We start from the raw sequence: 15,320 nt of genomic DNA, 5'->3' as shown, positions 1-15,320 counted from the left end.
GGTGCTTTTTTAAAAATTAATTTTGTTCAGTAGGATTCGTTGTAATTTGCCATTCAATGCTAAATTTATCTTTTACTTGTCCGTATGCTGGGCTCCAGAATGTTTCTTGAAGTGGCATAATAACTTCGCCACCTTCTTGTAACTTATCAAATACTTCTTTCGCTTTTTCCGCGTTACTAATTTGAATTGCGATTGTCACTTGAGATCCGATCGCATGCCCTTTACCTGGGAATGTATCAGAAATCATCAGTTCCGTATTGCCAACTTTTAAAGTAGCATGTAAAACGCGCTCTTTCGCTTCAGCTGGAATCGGGTATTCTGGATTTTCAGGCATATCACCAAAGGTTTGCATGACTTCTACTTTTGCGTCTAACGCCTCTTTGTAAAACTGAACAGCTTCTTGCCCACTACCATCTAAAACTAAGTAAGGATTAATACCTAAAATCATACGGACACCTCTTTTTTAAAATTTATAAAACCGAACTCGTGTTCGTTTTTATAATATCATACGTTTTACATTTCATTCAACTATTTCCTTCACTATTTTCGAAATTATTTTGAAGGAATCTCCATCTCTTGTTTTCTAAGTTCAATACGACGAATTTTTCCAGAAATCGTTTTTGGTAGTTCATCTACAAATTCAATTTTGCGAGGATATTTATATGGTGCAGTGAGTTCTTTGACGTGTTGTTGAAGTACTGGAATCAATGTTTCTTCGTTCTTTTCTATATTCTCTCTTAATACGATAAATGCCTTCACGACACTTCCACGAATTTCATCTGGACTTGCGACAACCGCACATTCTCTTACGTATGGATGTTTTACAAGTGCGTCTTCGACTTCGAACGGTCCAATTGTATAACCGGAGCTAATAATAATATCATCTCCGCGTCCTTCAAACCAGAAGTAGCCATCTTCATCTTTTTTCGCCTTGTCACCGGTAATATAATAATCACCACGGAATTGCATCGCTGTACGCTCATCATCTTTATAGTACTGTTTAAAGAGGGCTGGTGTTTCAATGTGAACTGCAATATCACCAACTTCTCCTACCTGCACTGGAATACCTTCCTCATTTACGATATCAACATGGTTGCCTGGCGTCGGTTTTCCCATTGATCCCGGTCTAATGTCCATCCCTTTCATCGTCCCAACAAGTAACGTATTTTCCGTTTGTCCATAACCGTCTCTTACTGTAATGTCAAAATGCTTTTGGAACGTTTCAATAACTTCCCTATTTAATGGTTCACCTGCTGATACAGCGCTCTGTAACGCTTCTAAATTGTACTCGTTTAAGTTTTCTACCTTAGCCATTAATCTATACTCAGTCGGCGTACAACAAAGCACGTTCACTTTATTATCATCTAATAAATTTAAATATGTTTTCGGTTCAAATTTACCGTGGTATACAAATCCTGTTGCCCCTGAGCCGAGAGTTGCTAAAAACGGGCTCCAAATCCATTTTTGCCAGCCTGGACTAGCTGTTGCCCATACAACATCATTCTCTTCAATTCCGAGCCAATTTGGGGCGCTCGTACGTAAATGAGCATATGCCCACGCATGCGTATGAACGACACCTTTTGGATTTCCTGTCGTCCCTGACGTGTACGATAAAAAGACCATATCTTCTTTATCTGTCTTCGCCATTTCCAACATGTCACTCTCTGTTTCTAATGCTGTTTTCAAATTAATCCATCCATCTACTGACTGCTCGCTCAGGACGAACTTTTGAAGAGAGTCCATCGCCTCTATGTTATCAAACTGTTTAATGTACGGTTCATAACTTACGATTGCCTTTACTTCTCCGTGCCCAATGCGATACTCAATATCTTTTTTACGCAACATTTCCGAGCTTGGAATTACGACAAATCCTGCTTTAATCGCAGCAATATACGTCATGTAAGCTTCAATTAAACGCGGCATCATAATGAGGAGCTTGTCCCCTTTTTGTAAGCCACTTTTTATAAAAGCATTTCCAATTTTATTCGCACCTTGCATTAATTCACAATATGTAACTTCTCGTCTATTTCCTTTATCATCCTGCCAAATTACAGCAAGCTTCTCTTTATCATTCGTATATTTCTCTATTTCTGAAACTAAATTATAAGATGGTGGTGCCAACAATTCCTCTCTCTTCATAAAAACATCCTCCTTTATTTCTATGCCTCCCTTATATAATAAAGAATTTTCAGTAAATTTTGAACCCTCTTCTTTTGACAAATTTTTTATATCTATGTCGAATTGAATTTATAACGATACAAACAAAAAAAGAAAGAGCGGGGAACCCGCTCTTTCTAAGCCATCGTATATGGGATTATTTTTGGAAACCGCCTAATTGTTGCTCAGCTAGTGAAACTAGACGTTTAGTAATTTCTCCACCAACAGAACCGTTAGCGCGAGATGTTGCATCAGCTCCAAGTTGAACACCAAACTCTTGAGCGATTTCGTATTTCATTTGATCTAATGCTGCTTGAGCACCAGATACTGCTAATTTATTTGTGCTTGCCATGTTGTATCACCTCCTTGTGAGTATAGAGTGTGATAAACAACATGACTTCATACACATTTGAACGTGGTAATTTATGGGTTTAGAAAAGTTCCTCGAACTTTTCTTCTTCCGCCACCACTTCTACTGTTTGTAATACCATTGTTTCTTTGTTCGCTACAGCTTCTTCGATTAACGGCGTGAAATCATATTTCGCTTCAAAACGATTTGCTTTTTCGCGCTTTGGTTTCGTCGCTGGGCTTGCTGGTGTGAACACTGTACAGCAATCTTCATATGGACGAATCGAAATATCGTACGTTCCAATTTCTTCTGCAATTTTAATAATTTCTAATTTGTCCATTGTAATAAGTGGACGAATAACTGGATAGTTTGTTACTTCGTTAATCGTATGCATACTATCTAGCGTTTGGCTTGCTACTTGTCCAAGGCTTTCACCAGTCGTAATTGCAAGTGCGTTACGCTCCTCTGCGATGCGCTCTGTAATACGCATCATCATACGGCGCATAACTGTCATTGAATAGCTAGATGGAATTTCTTTATTAATCGTTTTTTGCACTTCTGTAAATGGAACAAGGTGAAGTGTTACACGTTTACAGTACTTCGTTAATTCTTGTGCTAAATCGATTACTTTTTGTTTTGCACGCTCACTTGTGAAAGGTGGGCTATGGAAGTGAACTGCTTCCACAGATACGCCGCGCTTCATCGTTAAGTACGCTGCTACTGGGCTATCAATACCACCAGAAAGAAGTACCATTACTTTTCCACCAACACCAACTGGTAAACCGCCAGCTCCCATGCGCTCACCACACATAATATAGCTGTAACCACTGCGAATTTCTACACGTACATTCACATCTGGATTATGAACATCAACTGTAATATCTTCTGTATTTTCTAGAATGTGTCCACCGATTTCTGGAAGTAACTCCATCGTCTTCATTGGGAAGCGTTTATCAGAGCGGTGCACTGTAATTTTAAATGTTTTCACATCGCCTTTTACTTGTAAGAAAGCTGCTAATGCACCTTTTTTAATGTCTTCTAATTCTGATGGTACTTTCATTGCTAAGTTAAACTTATGAATACCGAATACATCTTGCAATCTTTCAGAGATCGCTTCATGATCTTCCCCATTTAATTGGATGTACATACGGTCATGTGTTGCATCGATTTTAATATTTGGAAACTTTTTCAGTTTGAACTTCACATTATCTTTTAATGTGCTTACAAACTTAGAACGATTCTTACCTTTTGTCGTCATTTCTCCGTAACGAACTAAAATATATTCATATGTCATCATATTTCTTTACCTCATCACTTCATATAATTTTGGCATTGTCTCTTTTACAATACCTTCAAATTGTTTTACTTCTTCCATCGTGTTTTCCGGTGCTAAACTAATGCGAATAGCACTTGCAGCGGCGGCATGTGGTACCCCCATTGACACGAGTACTCGGCTCACTTCATTTGCTTTTGAAGAACAAGCAGACTTCGTTGATACATATACACCGTGTTCTTCTAAAGCATGAACGACCACTTCCGGTTTTAAACCGACAAACGATACATTTAAAATGTGCGGTGCCGCAAATTCAAGCGACGTATTAATCGTTACATCTTCCATCTCTTCAAAGAAACGGACAAGCTCTGTTTGTAAACTTTGCAAATGAACGATCTTTTCATTCACTTGCTCCATCGTCATACGAAGTGCTTTCACCATCGCTACAATACCAGGTAAGTTTTCTGTGCCTGAGCGATACTTAAGCTCTTGCTGACCACCTGATAAGATTGGATCTAATCTTACACCATCACGTACGTAAAGAAGTCCTGTTCCCTTTACACTATGAAATTTATGCCCAGATATTGAACAAAGATCAATATGAGAAGCGTATAAATCAAGCGGTACTTTTCCTATCCCTTGTACATGGTCCACATGGAATCTTATTTTCGGGTAATTCGATAATAACGTTCCAATTTCAACAACAGGCTGAATTGCTCCAGTCTCGTTGTTCACATGAATAATTGACACAAGAATCGTATCTTCACGAAGCGCTCGTTTTACATCTTCTACCGATACAACACCATGCTCGTTAACCGGTAAATAGGTTACATCAAATCCAAGCTCTTCTAATTGCTTATATGCTTCAAACACAGACGCGTGTTCAATATTTGTTGTAATGATATGTCTACCGCGCGAACGATTCCTCATCGCAATCCCTTTAATCGCAAGGTTATTCCCTTCCGTTCCACCTGATGTGAAAATAATTTCAGAAGGTTTAACGTGAAGGAGCTGCGCTGCAATCGTTCTTGATTGTGTTAATAGACGCTCTGCCTCTCCTCCAAGCGAATGAATGGAAGAAGGATTTCCAAAATATTTTCCAGCAACCGTTACGTACGATTGAAGGGCTTCTGGATATGGCTTCGTCGTCGCACTATTATCAAAATAGATCATCGTTCTTCCCCTTTCAGCGCTATCACATCGTATAATCATATCATAAATACGTGTAATTACGCTAAAACTACTCAAAGGTTTCGTTTTATTTTAAAACGAATAACCTTACTGTATTCCGCTATTCATTATAGCAACATCACCTTCAAAATTACACAAAAAACAAACCCTTTATGAAAGGGTTTGTTCATTGTCTACATATTCAGCTATTTTTTGAACAACGCCAGGCTCAAGTTGCTCTAATACAGAAGCCGCTTGTTCTAAAGCTGCATCGTATTGATATTCACGGAATAATTTCTCAGCGAAATTTAAGCTTTCTGCAAGATTCTCATCATGACTGCGGTAACGGTTACCGTATTGAATTAATTTTTCAACTAAATACGCTTGTCCAATTAACTCTTCTGTCATTTCTGCTACACCGTTAACAGTTGTGTACGCCTCTTCTAAACTGCTATTTACAGCATTCATATTTAACGGTTTTACTTCTAATTGATCATATACAGCTTGCATTGCCATTTGTCCTCTTTGTAAATCTTCCATAATGCTTGTCGGAAGACCTGGCAAATTCGACTTATGCATAAAGCGTTTCGTTTCTAAAATTGTGTTTCGCATTTCTTGTAACTTCTCACGTGCTTCAAATTCTTCTTTGCGCATCGTTTGTAGCATTTCTTTATACTCTGTATGGAGCACTTTTAACGTTTCACATTGCTCATAAATCTCTTCTAATTCCTCACGAATAATAGAGAAGGCAATATCTTGTTCCGCAACGCGTAATTGCAACACTTCAAAACGTTTCATTAAAATGTGCATTTGTTTTTCAATTACTTTTTGCGACTCAATATCTTTGTCTTGTAATTGATAACTTTGTTTCACAAGTTGTGTTTCTGCTTTTGTTTCGATCGTTTCAACACGAATTTCTTCTAAATCTTCATAAACAGAAAGTGTTTTTTGTTCCACATAATGTCTCGCATGCACTTCTTGTTCAAGTTGATCATAGAAACCATCTAAACGAGTTTTTAAGTTTTCTACTTTTCCTGCAGCTTCCGTTATATGAAGCTCCTGTATATCCATTAAACATGTTTGTAGTTGTGTCGTCATATCGCGAACTTCTTTAGGAATATCCAAATACTCTAATACATAGCCTTGTCTTATCATATCATCATGACCTTGTAATAAATCTTCTAGCTGAACTGGTAATGTCGCTTGACACTCTACCAATAAATCTGGAATTTGATGAATGATGATTTCTAAACTTGCTAAACCTTCTTCTAAACTAATAACAATTTCTCGTGCTTTTAAATAATCACCATTATCTGTTGCCTCTTCAAAAGTTTTGAACTTCTCGGATTCAACATCTAACATCTCTTCGATTTTTTGCTCAGCTGCTCCATACATGTGTCTATGGGCAAGAACACTCTTTTTCATACTACGATATGTATCACGTAATCCTTCAATTTCCGAGCTATTTTTCTCATGGCTTTCTAACAATTGCTGTAATTCATTTAAAATGTCAGTAATACGATTATCAGCGTCATCTAAACCACTTATGGATTCATTCATCGAATGCTTTGCTTTTCGGAAGGAGAATTGCGAGGCGAATTTTCGCGCTTGCGCTAAATCTTTTTCAGCTTTCGGAAGGGTTGTTGATACAATTTCATCCCATTCTTCACGCCATTTGCCAAACAGTTCTTCTGTTTGACCCGTCATATTTAAATCTTTTACCCGTTTTAGTTCATCTGCCACAGGTTTATCTTTTATTTCTTGTTTCCACTGCTCCAGTGCTTCAATATCTTTATATGAACGATTTCTTATCACAAGCTCTATCATGAGCAGCACTAGAATAGAGCTTACTACAATGATAACGATCGTCAGGATAGAATCCATGCAAAAAAGCCTCCTAGTTATATCTCTTTTTTTGTCCGTTCCGTTTATGAAATGGAAGGCATTATGTATAAAAAGGGAATTCCCCTATATTTAACAACTAACAATGTTCTAATCATACCATGTAATGGCGTGTTTTTGACCTAGTTTTTTTTAAAATTTCATGTTTCTTTAAATGCAACCGTAATTTTTCTTAATATTCCGTCTACCCTATCTCTCCTCTTCAAATGCACGCAATAAAAGGCCGTCTTCCCTATGAGATATGAAATAAATTTTTCGCATGAGTGGTGGTTCAATAGAAATTACATGTACATCCCCTTGCCTTATCGCCTGCTCTACCACCATTTCTGGAAGCAACGTAATACCAAGACCAGCTTTTACCATCGCAAGCATCGGTTCTGCATACGATGTTTCAACAGCTATAGTTGGTTTTACACCTATACCATGAAACATGTTCATAATCATTTTCCGTACATCACATATTTCTGGATATACAATTAACTTTTCATTTTGCAGCTCTTCCATTTGAATTACCGTCTTCTCTTTATACGAATGATTATGTGAAACGGCACAAACAATTCTCTCTTGTTTCACTTCTTTTATATACGTAGCACCTTCTACTACCGAATCGATGAACATCGCTTCAATCTTCCGCGCTTTAAATAATTCCCTTAATACTTTCGTATGCTCAATTTGCCATTCCACTTCGAATGCATCACCTAATATATCTTTACATTTTGATATGTAACGCTCCGCTAAACTTGGTAATATGCCAATTGAAAGTTTCCGGTTCTCTTGATATCCCTTCATTTCCGTTTTCACTTCATTTATTTGTTCCAAAATCGGTAACATTCTTTTTATAAATAATTCTCCAGCCTCTGTTAACTCCACTCCTTGAGCAGAACGCTTAAGTAACGTAACCTCTAAATCCGCTTCTAATCTTTGAATTTGTTTACTAAGCGCCGGTTGAGAAATATGTAAAAGCTTACTCGCCTTTGATAAACTTCGCGTATGCTTTACTTCTATAAACGATCGTACTGCCTCTAAATCCATCGTACACACCTCTAACAAAAAGTTATAACTGCTATAAAAAATCGATATTTCCTTTTAGTAGAAATCAATCTTTATACTTATTTCATCAACTTACTATAAACGAAATGTAAAGGGGAAAGAAACTCTTGGACAAAAAACAAATGCTACTCGGCTCTCTTCTATGCTTACTTGCTGTAACTGCTTGGGGATTTATGTTTCCTGTAATGGCAAATGCTTTGCAATTTATCGATCCGTTCTTCTTCACAACTATTCGATATGGATCAGCAGCTATTATTTTCCTTATTCTTCTCTTAATCGCTGAAGGAAGAAATTCACTCCGCTTCGAAAAACGAACTCTTTCGTTATTCTTTTACGGAACAGTCGGTTTCGCAGGATACGGTTTTCTCGTTTTCTACGGCCAACAACTTGCTGGGCCTTCCGGAGCAATCCATGCCGCGATGATTCAGTCTCTTATGCCACTCATCGCCTTATTATTGCAATGGATAACGAAAAACAAACGCCCTCAAAACTACACATTTTTTTGTATGTTCGTTGCGTTACTCGGTGTTATGCTTGTCATTTCAAAAGGAAATATTCACTTATTATTTGGAGCAGCAAGCCACTTATCAACAAACATATTGATGTTATGTGGCGTTACTTGCTGGGTCATTTATACGAATGGCGGTGCTCGTTTTCAATCTTGGTCACCACTTAGGTACACAACATTAACTTGTTTATTTGGTTCTATTTCACTCGTTATAATCGTTACTGCATTAACAAGTGCAAATATAGTCGCTGTACCGTCATTGCACACAATTATGAGCGTTCGTTTTGAACTCTTTTATATGTCAATTGTCGCGGGCGTTATCGCTGTATTTTGCTGGAACACAGGAAATCGCTATATTTCATCAATTAACGGCATATTATTTATGAATTTAGTTCCTGTACTTGCTCTTATTGGTTCCATATTTCGAGGTTATACCGTCGAAAAAATTGAAATTGCCGGAGCCTCATTAACAATCATTGCGCTATTATGCAACAATTTATGGCAAAGAAAAGAAACGACAAAAATCCCCACCTCAGTTCGTTAGGTGGGGATTTTTCACATATGAACAGCTCTTGGCAATTCATAATACATATTCGTGTTGCACAATGCTCGCTCCATCCATTGTTCAATTTCTTTCGTATACATTTCTAAGAAAAACGTCTCGGATGGAAAAGAATGCAGCACTTCTGATATATATTGCGGATATAAAAACGGCATATTCATCATACCTTTTAATTGCGTCATAAACATTGTAAAAGATACCTTCTTAAATTCTTGGTTCATTTGTCCCTGTCTAACAATTTGCTCTATATAATATCTTTCTTTAGAAAAATAAATCGTCATCACTTCACGAATTAATGTCGTATCAAGCGAAAGCTCTCGGTAGAAGAAACGTGTCAGTTCCCTATTTTCAAATTGATATCGTAAAATCCCGCGCACCATTTGCACCATCACATCTTTAGCCGACAAATATTCTCTCTGTTCAAATGACGTTTCAATTACATGAATATATCCTTCTAAGAAATCAGTAATAAGCTGTTCTAATAAACCTTGCTTTCCAGCAAAATAATATGAAATATTCGCTACATTCACATCCGCCCGCTTTGCAATGTCTCGTACCGACGTTCCATCATAACCTTTCGTATTAAACAACGATATTGCCGCATCAATTACCTTTTGTTTCGTCTGTTTCATGCGCTCACTTCCTCTCACTGAACAGCTATAGTGTAAATTTCTTGACTTTTAAGACAAATTCCTTTAATTTTCTATCGACAAAGTCATGTGAAATACATCGTATTTTGCTAATATTTTACACACCTCGATAAAAAGGGAGTTGTTTCCATGTTTACAAAAGAAAGTTATGCAGGATCTCGTGAAGAGCAATATGAGACAGTAATTAAACAACTGGATGCATTATTAACGGGCGAATCAAACGCCGTCGCAAACTTATCAAATGCGGCCGCACTATTAAATCAATTTTTAGATCGTGTTAATTGGGTTGGCTTTTACGTAACAGAAGGAAATCAGCTTGTTCTTGGACCATTCCAAGGAATGCCTGCTTGCGTGCGCATTCCATTCGGACGAGGCGTTTGCGGCGTGGCAGCTGAAACGAAAACAACGCAGCTTGTAGCGGACGTTCACCAATTCCCAGGGCATATCGCTTGCGATAGTGCTTCGAATTCGGAAATCGTTGTACCGATTATGAAAGAAGGAAATGTCATCGGTGTACTTGATATTGATAGTCCCGAAAAAAATCGTTTCGACGAAGTAGATCAGCACTATTTAGAAAAGTTTGTGGAAACACTGTTAAAACATATATAAAACAAAAAAAAGGTGAGTTATCGATTCAGTACGTCATGTACGAAATCGATAGCTCACTCTTTTTATTGATTCACAGTCGATATTTTCTTTAACGCCTGCTCTAAATCAGAAACGATATCTTCCCACGATTCTAAACCGACTGATAAACGTATTAAATTATCAAAAATACCCATTTTTTTTCTTAGTTCAGCCGGAATCGCAGCGTGCGTCATCGTCGCTGGATGCTGAATTAACGTTTCTGTATCTCCTAAACTTACCGCAATCGTAATAAAATGTAGATCATTGATAAAAGCTTGCGTCTCTTCTTTTCCGCCTTTTACTGAAAAAGAAATAACGCCGCCGCCCCGCTTCATTTGGCGAGATGCTACATCTCCTTCTGGATACCAAACACCTTCTACCGCATCATGATTTTTCAGAAACGATACAATTTTTTCTGCATTATCGCAATGGCGATCCATTCTTACCGCTAACGTCTTTAATCCGCGTAACAATAACCACGCATCAAACGGCGCCATAATACCGCCGATATCTTTTCGCATCGGGCGAATTTTGTCAGCTAACGTTTTCGTTTTACAAATTGTGACACCCGCTACAACATCACCGTGACCACCAATATATTTTGTCGCACTATGCACAACAGCGTCACAACCAAGTTCAAGCGGTCTTTGTAAATAAGGTGAACAAAACGTATTATCAACAATGACAAGTAAGCCATTTCGCTTCGCAACACGAATAACCTGTTTTAAATCAATTAATTTCATCGTTGGATTAATCGGTGTTTCAACGAAAATAAGCTTTGTATTTGGACGAATCTTACTTTCAAGATCCTCCTCGCTCTCCATATCACAAAACGAATGCGTAATCATAAATTTCTCTTCTAACACTTCTAAAAAACCGTACGTACATCCATATAATCCATTTGAACAAATAATATGATCTCCAGCCTTTAGAAAACCAATTAAAGTTGCTGAAATAGCTGCCATACCAGATCCGAAGGCAAGCGCTTCTTCTCCTCCTTCTAACACCGCCATACGTTCTTCAAATAATTTCACAGTTGGATTTCCAAGTCTTGAGTAAATATAAGATGGATCCACTCCCGCAAAACTTGCCTCGCCTTGCTGCGCAGTCTCAAATGTAAATGTAGACGTTTGAAATAAAGGTGGTGTTAAACTTCCTTTATGTTCCTCAGATGTATAACCGTGATGAATTAACGCTGTCTCCATATGTTTCTTTTTCATAAAAACATCCCCTTTTATGTTTTTATTGCCGCATATTCATCAATAAAAATTTGATGAACGTTTTTACCACATTTTATGTAAGCGTTTTATTTGTGTTTCTAACTCTCTTCTTTTACATTGTTTTAAATTCCTTCTTGTTAATTTCCAAAATTTATATGAATAAAACAAAAACGTACTCGCTTGACGAAACTCTGGGTAAAAGATATAATAGCGTTTGTGTAAAATAAAAAGGCAGCCTTGTAATGTGAGTTTATCGTTTGTATTTTGTTCCTCTACGGAGGTGTATCTCGTAACTCCCTGCTGCTGGAGCGAAGGTACATGAAAACAAAATGCCCGTAAATATCGATTACGTCTGTTTTTATTTTACGTAAATAAAAACATTTTTAAAGGAGGAGTCAACTATGGCTCGTTATACAGGTCCAGCTTGGAAACTGTCTCGTCGTCTTGGAATCTCTCTAAGCGGCACAGGAAAAGAATTAGAAAAACGCCCTTACGCACCAGGTCCTCACGGTCCTAACCAACGTAAGAAACTTTCAGAATACGGTTTACAATTACAAGAGAAACAAAAACTTCGTCACATGTACGGCATGACTGAGCGTCAATTCCGTCGCACATTTGACCAAGCAGGTAAAATGCCTGGTAAGCACGGCGAAAACTTCATGATCCTTCTTGAAGCTCGTCTTGACAACTTAGTTTACCGTATGGGCTTAGCTCGCACTCGTCGTGCAGCTCGCCAATTAGTAAACCACGGTCACATCACAGTTGATGGATCTCGCGTAGATATCCCATCTTACCGTGTAAAACCTGGTCAAACTATCAGCGTTCGCGAAAAATCTAACAGCCTTGTTGTTGTTAAAGAAGCGATCGAAGTTAACAACTTCGTACCAGAATACTTAACTTTCGATGCTGATAAATTAGAAGCTACTTACACTCGTCACGCTGAGCGTTCTGAGTTAGCAGCTGAAATCAACGAAGCATTAATCGTAGAGTTCTACTCTCGTTAATCTCGGTACTCTGAAAAGAGTCGTATTAAAAGCCTTAGGAACCTTGTTTATCAAGGGGCCTGGGCTTTTTTTATTTGTTATTAATAATGCAAAATAAGGCACCTGGGGCTAAGTGGGGCTAGCTTGGGGCAAAAAAATATAAGGCTGGCGTGTGTATAGAAATGGGTAAGTGTAAACAAAATAATAAGAAACTCTATGGATCCATAGTACATTTATCTTATTTGTAGTTAATAATTATTAGCCCTTCTTTTCTTCAAAAACTTTCATTGTTCTTTTATCCACATAAATAAAAAGTTCTCTGCTTCTAATGCTGGAAAATACCACTTTCCACCTATCTTAAATTTTGGAAAACGTTCATCATAAAAGAAATATTCTCTGATGGAGCTTCCACTCATACTTGTTTGTCTACACAATTCTTTCATATCCCAAAACGTTTTTCTCTGTTCAATATTATCTAGCCGTTTTCGTAACTCTTCTAAGAAAAGTTCTTCAATCTTTTGCTCATCTATTTTAATATCAAGAATGTTATTCACCTTCTTTCATGCTTTTCAATTCATTTAGCTTCTTTCTATGCTCACGTTTTCTTTGTATGATTAATTCTCTTGCAGCTGGTATCACACCGATTGGTAAAGGTGTTAAAATATTAAAATCAGGTAAAAAGGTTGCAAATACAATAGATGCAGCAACAAAACTAGAAAAACAAAGAAAAACTTTAGATACAAATATAAAAGTCGGAAAAGCATTTGAAAAAGAAATGGAAACAGTTATAAAAAATGAGAAATCACAATTCGAATTAAATAATCAAGTCACTATAATGACAAAATCAGGTGTTCGAACCCGTGTAGACATAGGTGGGAAAGACATACATGGTAAAATAGAATTAATTGAGTTAAAATCATCGCCAACAGCACCACTTACCAAAAATCAGAAAAAAGCATTTCCTGAAATTGAAGAAAGTGGCGCTGTTATTAGAAGTAAAAATAAGCCACCTTTTGAATATCTCGAAGAAATCCCACCCACTAAAGTTAACGTGATACGAAAAAAAGAATAGGAGGATTTATATGGCGTTACATGATATAGATCAGGTTGATTTAATTTCCTTAGATAATAACAATAAAGATATTGTATACTTAACTATTTTTGATGCATTAAATTGGAAAGAAGAGCATGAACATGCATTACTCTTACAAGATAAAATTAATAATTATTTAGCCTTTATCGAAAGCGGCGAAGTTTATGAAACAACACCAGAAACAGTAGGGAAAAATAAATTTGTTATACAAGTGTATGCTTTACATGAACTTAACGTATATGGAAAAGAGTTTTATGCTCTCTTACGAGATCAGTTACATGCTGCTGGATATGGCTTACAGTTTAATTACAGGCCGTCTGAAGAAATTGAAAATACAGAAGAATAATAGAAATGAAAGAAGAACGCCTTGTCATGAGGATTAACGTTCTTCTTTTTTTATTTTAAACATAGTAGAGTTGATTTAGCTGCAATTGGTAAAGAAAATAGTAAGATTAATTTATATGAGGCGAAAGCTTCCTTAACCGCACCTTTAACAAAAAATCAAAAAGCAGCTTTCCCTGAAATCGAGAAGTATGGGGCTATTGTAAAAGGGAAAGGGAAACCACCGTTAGTTGGCGGGACTGAAATACCGCCATCTAAAGTCGAAATTGTACGTAAACAGTAGAGGATGAGTTGGTATATATGTCTTTAAGAGAATTAGAACAAATAGACTTATTAGCCGTTGAAAAGGAAACAGGGTATGTTCACCTTATTATTGCTGATGAAGAGGATTGGTCAGACGAAGAAGAACACGTATCTTTATTGATAGAGAAGATTTATGCCTACTTAGGAGTTATTGAAAGTGGAGCGATATATGAAATGTATCCTGATGCTAAGGGACGACAATTTGTTATTAGCATACACGGAAAATATCGTTGTACTGAGTACGGTGAAGAGTTTTTTGAAAAGACTGAGGAAATAGTTACGAAAGCTGGATATGGTTTCCAATATATACATAAACCTCATGAAGAAGGGGACAATTTAGCAGAATAAAAACATTTAAGTCACACTCACACGAGCTGTGGCTTTTATTATGTAGTATTTATAAATTCCCCTAGACATTTCACACCCCCTTTATTTTTTAAAATGTTGTCTAACGATAAAAATACCCCCTACGCTACCTATCCTCCCCTATCGAAAATTTAAATTTTCGATAGGGGAGCTAATATTAAAAAGATTAAATCCCACAAAAAAACAGCTTTCTCAAGACAACACTTGAAATGGATATTTTTAACAAAAGGAAATATTAACAACATGATAGATTTTTAGATTTTGTATTAACAACTATCAAAATAATTCATTCGATAACTTTATTTATGCAAACAAAGTGTCATAACCCAGCGGCTTAAATTGTTTTTCAATACCCTTTTCCTCTAATATCATTTTCACTCTTTCATGACTAATACTGTTATTTTTTAAGCATTCATCCAATGTAATCCTATAATTCCGTTCTTTACAACCCACAGAAAATGGATTTACTTTACATTCAAAAAAGCGTCCATGATAGCCATCCCAATGGCCAATATCAATAGTTAATCGATTTGCACATTCATCTGCTTTTTTTTCAGTACAGCTGTATCTGACTTTATACGAGGTTTTATTATTTATTGTTACAGATTCTCCCAGTCGCTCCTGTTGCTCCCGTTGGTAATGTAAACGGCGGGATAGGTGGTAATGTTGGCCCTACCAAAATTGGATTCGATGTAGCCGCTGATAACAACTCTTTAGAAGTATCCTTTTTATTACTCAATACAATCCTCCTCCAGTTTATTCCAA

The 15,320-nt window shown here is 36.9% G+C and carries 17 protein-coding genes; 6 read left to right on the top strand and 11 right to left on the bottom strand.

What is annotated here, in order from left to right:
• Positions 1 to 16 precede the first annotated feature (16 nt).
• The 7 genes from COC96_RS12295 to COC96_RS12265 form a co-directional block, all read right to left on the bottom strand.
• Positions 17 to 448: a VOC family protein gene (locus COC96_RS12295; RefSeq protein WP_098268868.1), complete on the bottom strand. Its 432-nt coding sequence runs from the start codon at positions 446 to 448 to the stop codon at positions 17 to 19.
• A 104-nt stretch (positions 449 to 552) separates the two neighbouring features.
• Positions 553 to 2,139 carry an acyl-CoA synthetase MbcS gene (gene mbcS / locus COC96_RS12290; protein ID WP_098268869.1) on the bottom strand — a complete coding sequence of 529 codons (1,587 nt, stop codon included), beginning with the start codon at positions 2,137 to 2,139 and terminating at the stop codon, positions 553 to 555.
• A gap of 175 nt (positions 2,140 to 2,314) precedes the next feature.
• Positions 2,315 to 2,509, bottom strand: a complete 195-nt coding sequence (locus tag COC96_RS12285) for an alpha/beta-type small acid-soluble spore protein (RefSeq protein WP_000168890.1) — start codon at positions 2,507 to 2,509, stop codon at positions 2,315 to 2,317.
• Positions 2,510 to 2,588: 79 nt separating this feature from the next.
• Positions 2,589 to 3,803 carry a tRNA uracil 4-sulfurtransferase ThiI gene (gene thiI / locus COC96_RS12280; RefSeq protein WP_097905712.1) on the bottom strand — a complete coding sequence of 405 codons (1,215 nt, stop codon included), beginning with the start codon at positions 3,801 to 3,803 and terminating at the stop codon, positions 2,589 to 2,591.
• Between the two features lie 6 nt (positions 3,804 to 3,809).
• Complete coding sequence (locus COC96_RS12275; RefSeq protein WP_098268870.1) at positions 3,810 to 4,952, bottom strand: cysteine desulfurase family protein; 1,143 nt, start codon at positions 4,950 to 4,952, stop codon at positions 3,810 to 3,812.
• Between the two features lie 168 nt (positions 4,953 to 5,120).
• Positions 5,121 to 6,833 carry a septation ring formation regulator EzrA gene (ezrA, locus tag COC96_RS12270; protein WP_098268871.1) on the bottom strand — a complete coding sequence of 571 codons (1,713 nt, stop codon included), beginning with the start codon at positions 6,831 to 6,833 and terminating at the stop codon, positions 5,121 to 5,123.
• Positions 6,834 to 7,040: 207 nt separating this feature from the next.
• Complete coding sequence (locus COC96_RS12265; protein ID WP_141535893.1) at positions 7,041 to 7,883, bottom strand: LysR family transcriptional regulator; 843 nt, start codon at positions 7,881 to 7,883, stop codon at positions 7,041 to 7,043.
• Between the two features lie 125 nt (positions 7,884 to 8,008).
• Between COC96_RS12265 and COC96_RS12260 the strand changes: the two genes are divergently transcribed.
• Positions 8,009 to 8,953, top strand: a complete 945-nt coding sequence (locus tag COC96_RS12260; protein ID WP_098268873.1) for a DMT family transporter — start codon at positions 8,009 to 8,011, stop codon at positions 8,951 to 8,953.
• An 11-nt stretch (positions 8,954 to 8,964) separates the two neighbouring features.
• Here COC96_RS12260 and refZ read toward each other — a convergent pair whose 3' ends face one another.
• The gene (gene refZ / locus COC96_RS12255) at positions 8,965 to 9,603 is read right to left on the bottom strand and encodes a forespore capture DNA-binding protein RefZ (protein WP_098268874.1); all 639 of its coding nucleotides are present in this window, start codon (positions 9,601 to 9,603) and stop codon (positions 8,965 to 8,967) included.
• Positions 9,604 to 9,750: 147 nt separating this feature from the next.
• On the opposite strand from refZ, the gene COC96_RS12250 reads away from it, so the two are divergent.
• On the top strand, positions 9,751 to 10,230 hold the full coding sequence (locus COC96_RS12250) for a GAF domain-containing protein (RefSeq protein WP_098268875.1): 480 nt from the start codon (positions 9,751 to 9,753) through the stop codon (positions 10,228 to 10,230).
• Positions 10,231 to 10,292: 62 nt separating this feature from the next.
• Here the strand turns inward: COC96_RS12250 and megL are convergent, their stop codons facing one another.
• The gene (gene megL, locus COC96_RS12245; RefSeq protein ID WP_098268876.1) at positions 10,293 to 11,468 is read right to left on the bottom strand and encodes a methionine gamma-lyase; all 1,176 of its coding nucleotides are present in this window, start codon (positions 11,466 to 11,468) and stop codon (positions 10,293 to 10,295) included.
• Positions 11,469 to 11,869: 401 nt separating this feature from the next.
• On the opposite strand from megL, the gene rpsD reads away from it, so the two are divergent.
• Complete coding sequence (rpsD, locus tag COC96_RS12235) at positions 11,870 to 12,472, top strand: 30S ribosomal protein S4 (protein WP_000135322.1); 603 nt, start codon at positions 11,870 to 11,872, stop codon at positions 12,470 to 12,472.
• A gap of 263 nt (positions 12,473 to 12,735) precedes the next feature.
• On the opposite strand, the gene COC96_RS12230 is transcribed toward rpsD, so the two are convergent.
• Positions 12,736 to 13,005, bottom strand: coding sequence for a hypothetical protein (locus COC96_RS12230; RefSeq protein WP_098268877.1), 270 nt, complete (start codon positions 13,003 to 13,005; stop codon positions 12,736 to 12,738).
• A 56-nt stretch (positions 13,006 to 13,061) separates the two neighbouring features.
• On the opposite strand from COC96_RS12230, the gene COC96_RS28035 reads away from it, so the two are divergent.
• From COC96_RS28035 to COC96_RS12215, 3 genes are all read left to right on the top strand, one after another.
• Positions 13,062 to 13,523, top strand: coding sequence for a hypothetical protein (locus tag COC96_RS28035; RefSeq protein WP_225315994.1), 462 nt, complete (start codon positions 13,062 to 13,064; stop codon positions 13,521 to 13,523).
• 10 nt (positions 13,524 to 13,533) lie between these two features.
• Complete coding sequence (locus COC96_RS12220) at positions 13,534 to 13,890, top strand: DUF6572 domain-containing protein (RefSeq protein WP_098268878.1); 357 nt, start codon at positions 13,534 to 13,536, stop codon at positions 13,888 to 13,890.
• A 296-nt stretch (positions 13,891 to 14,186) separates the two neighbouring features.
• Positions 14,187 to 14,537 carry a DUF6572 domain-containing protein gene (locus COC96_RS12215; protein WP_098768878.1) on the top strand — a complete coding sequence of 117 codons (351 nt, stop codon included), beginning with the start codon at positions 14,187 to 14,189 and terminating at the stop codon, positions 14,535 to 14,537.
• A gap of 607 nt (positions 14,538 to 15,144) precedes the next feature.
• On the opposite strand, the gene COC96_RS12205 is transcribed toward COC96_RS12215, so the two are convergent.
• Positions 15,145 to 15,294, bottom strand: coding sequence for an exosporium leader peptide-containing protein (locus COC96_RS12205; RefSeq protein ID WP_272953174.1), 150 nt, complete (start codon positions 15,292 to 15,294; stop codon positions 15,145 to 15,147).
• Positions 15,295 to 15,320 lie beyond the last annotated feature (26 nt).

Origin of the sequence: Bacillus cereus (genome assembly GCF_002577405.1) — a bacterium.
In the GTDB taxonomy this organism is placed as follows: Bacteria; Bacillota; Bacilli; order Bacillales; family Bacillaceae_G; genus Bacillus_A; species Bacillus_A cereus_AU.
This window is presented reverse-complemented; position numbering and strand designations above follow the sequence as displayed.

What these genes read in the sequence shown, in the direction of transcription:
- COC96_RS12250 (WP_098268875.1), top strand. Translation starts at nt 9,751, where the DNA reads ATGTTTACAAAAGAAAGTTATGCAGGATCTCGTGAAGAGCAATATGAG.
- refZ (WP_098268874.1), bottom strand. Translation starts at nt 9,603, where the DNA reads ATGAAACAGACGAAACAAAAGGTAATTGATGCGGCAATATCGTTGTTT.
- rpsD (WP_000135322.1), top strand. Translation starts at nt 11,870, where the DNA reads ATGGCTCGTTATACAGGTCCAGCTTGGAAACTGTCTCGTCGTCTTGGA.
- COC96_RS12220 (WP_098268878.1), top strand. Translation starts at nt 13,534, where the DNA reads ATGGCGTTACATGATATAGATCAGGTTGATTTAATTTCCTTAGATAAT.
- COC96_RS12285 (WP_000168890.1), bottom strand. Translation starts at nt 2,509, where the DNA reads ATGGCAAGCACAAATAAATTAGCAGTATCTGGTGCTCAAGCAGCATTA.
- megL (WP_098268876.1), bottom strand. Translation starts at nt 11,468, where the DNA reads ATGAAAAAGAAACATATGGAGACAGCGTTAATTCATCACGGTTATACA.
- ezrA (WP_098268871.1), bottom strand. Translation starts at nt 6,833, where the DNA reads ATGGATTCTATCCTGACGATCGTTATCATTGTAGTAAGCTCTATTCTA.
- mbcS (WP_098268869.1), bottom strand. Translation starts at nt 2,139, where the DNA reads ATGAAGAGAGAGGAATTGTTGGCACCACCATCTTATAATTTAGTTTCA.
- COC96_RS12265 (WP_141535893.1), bottom strand. Translation starts at nt 7,883, where the DNA reads ATGGATTTAGAGGCAGTACGATCGTTTATAGAAGTAAAGCATACGCGA.
- COC96_RS12215 (WP_098768878.1), top strand. Translation starts at nt 14,187, where the DNA reads ATGTCTTTAAGAGAATTAGAACAAATAGACTTATTAGCCGTTGAAAAG.
- COC96_RS12295 (WP_098268868.1), bottom strand. Translation starts at nt 448, where the DNA reads ATGATTTTAGGTATTAATCCTTACTTAGTTTTAGATGGTAGTGGGCAA.
- COC96_RS28035 (WP_225315994.1), top strand. Translation starts at nt 13,062, where the DNA reads ATGATTAATTCTCTTGCAGCTGGTATCACACCGATTGGTAAAGGTGTT.
- COC96_RS12275 (WP_098268870.1), bottom strand. Translation starts at nt 4,952, where the DNA reads ATGATCTATTTTGATAATAGTGCGACGACGAAGCCATATCCAGAAGCC.
- thiI (WP_097905712.1), bottom strand. Translation starts at nt 3,803, where the DNA reads ATGATGACATATGAATATATTTTAGTTCGTTACGGAGAAATGACGACA.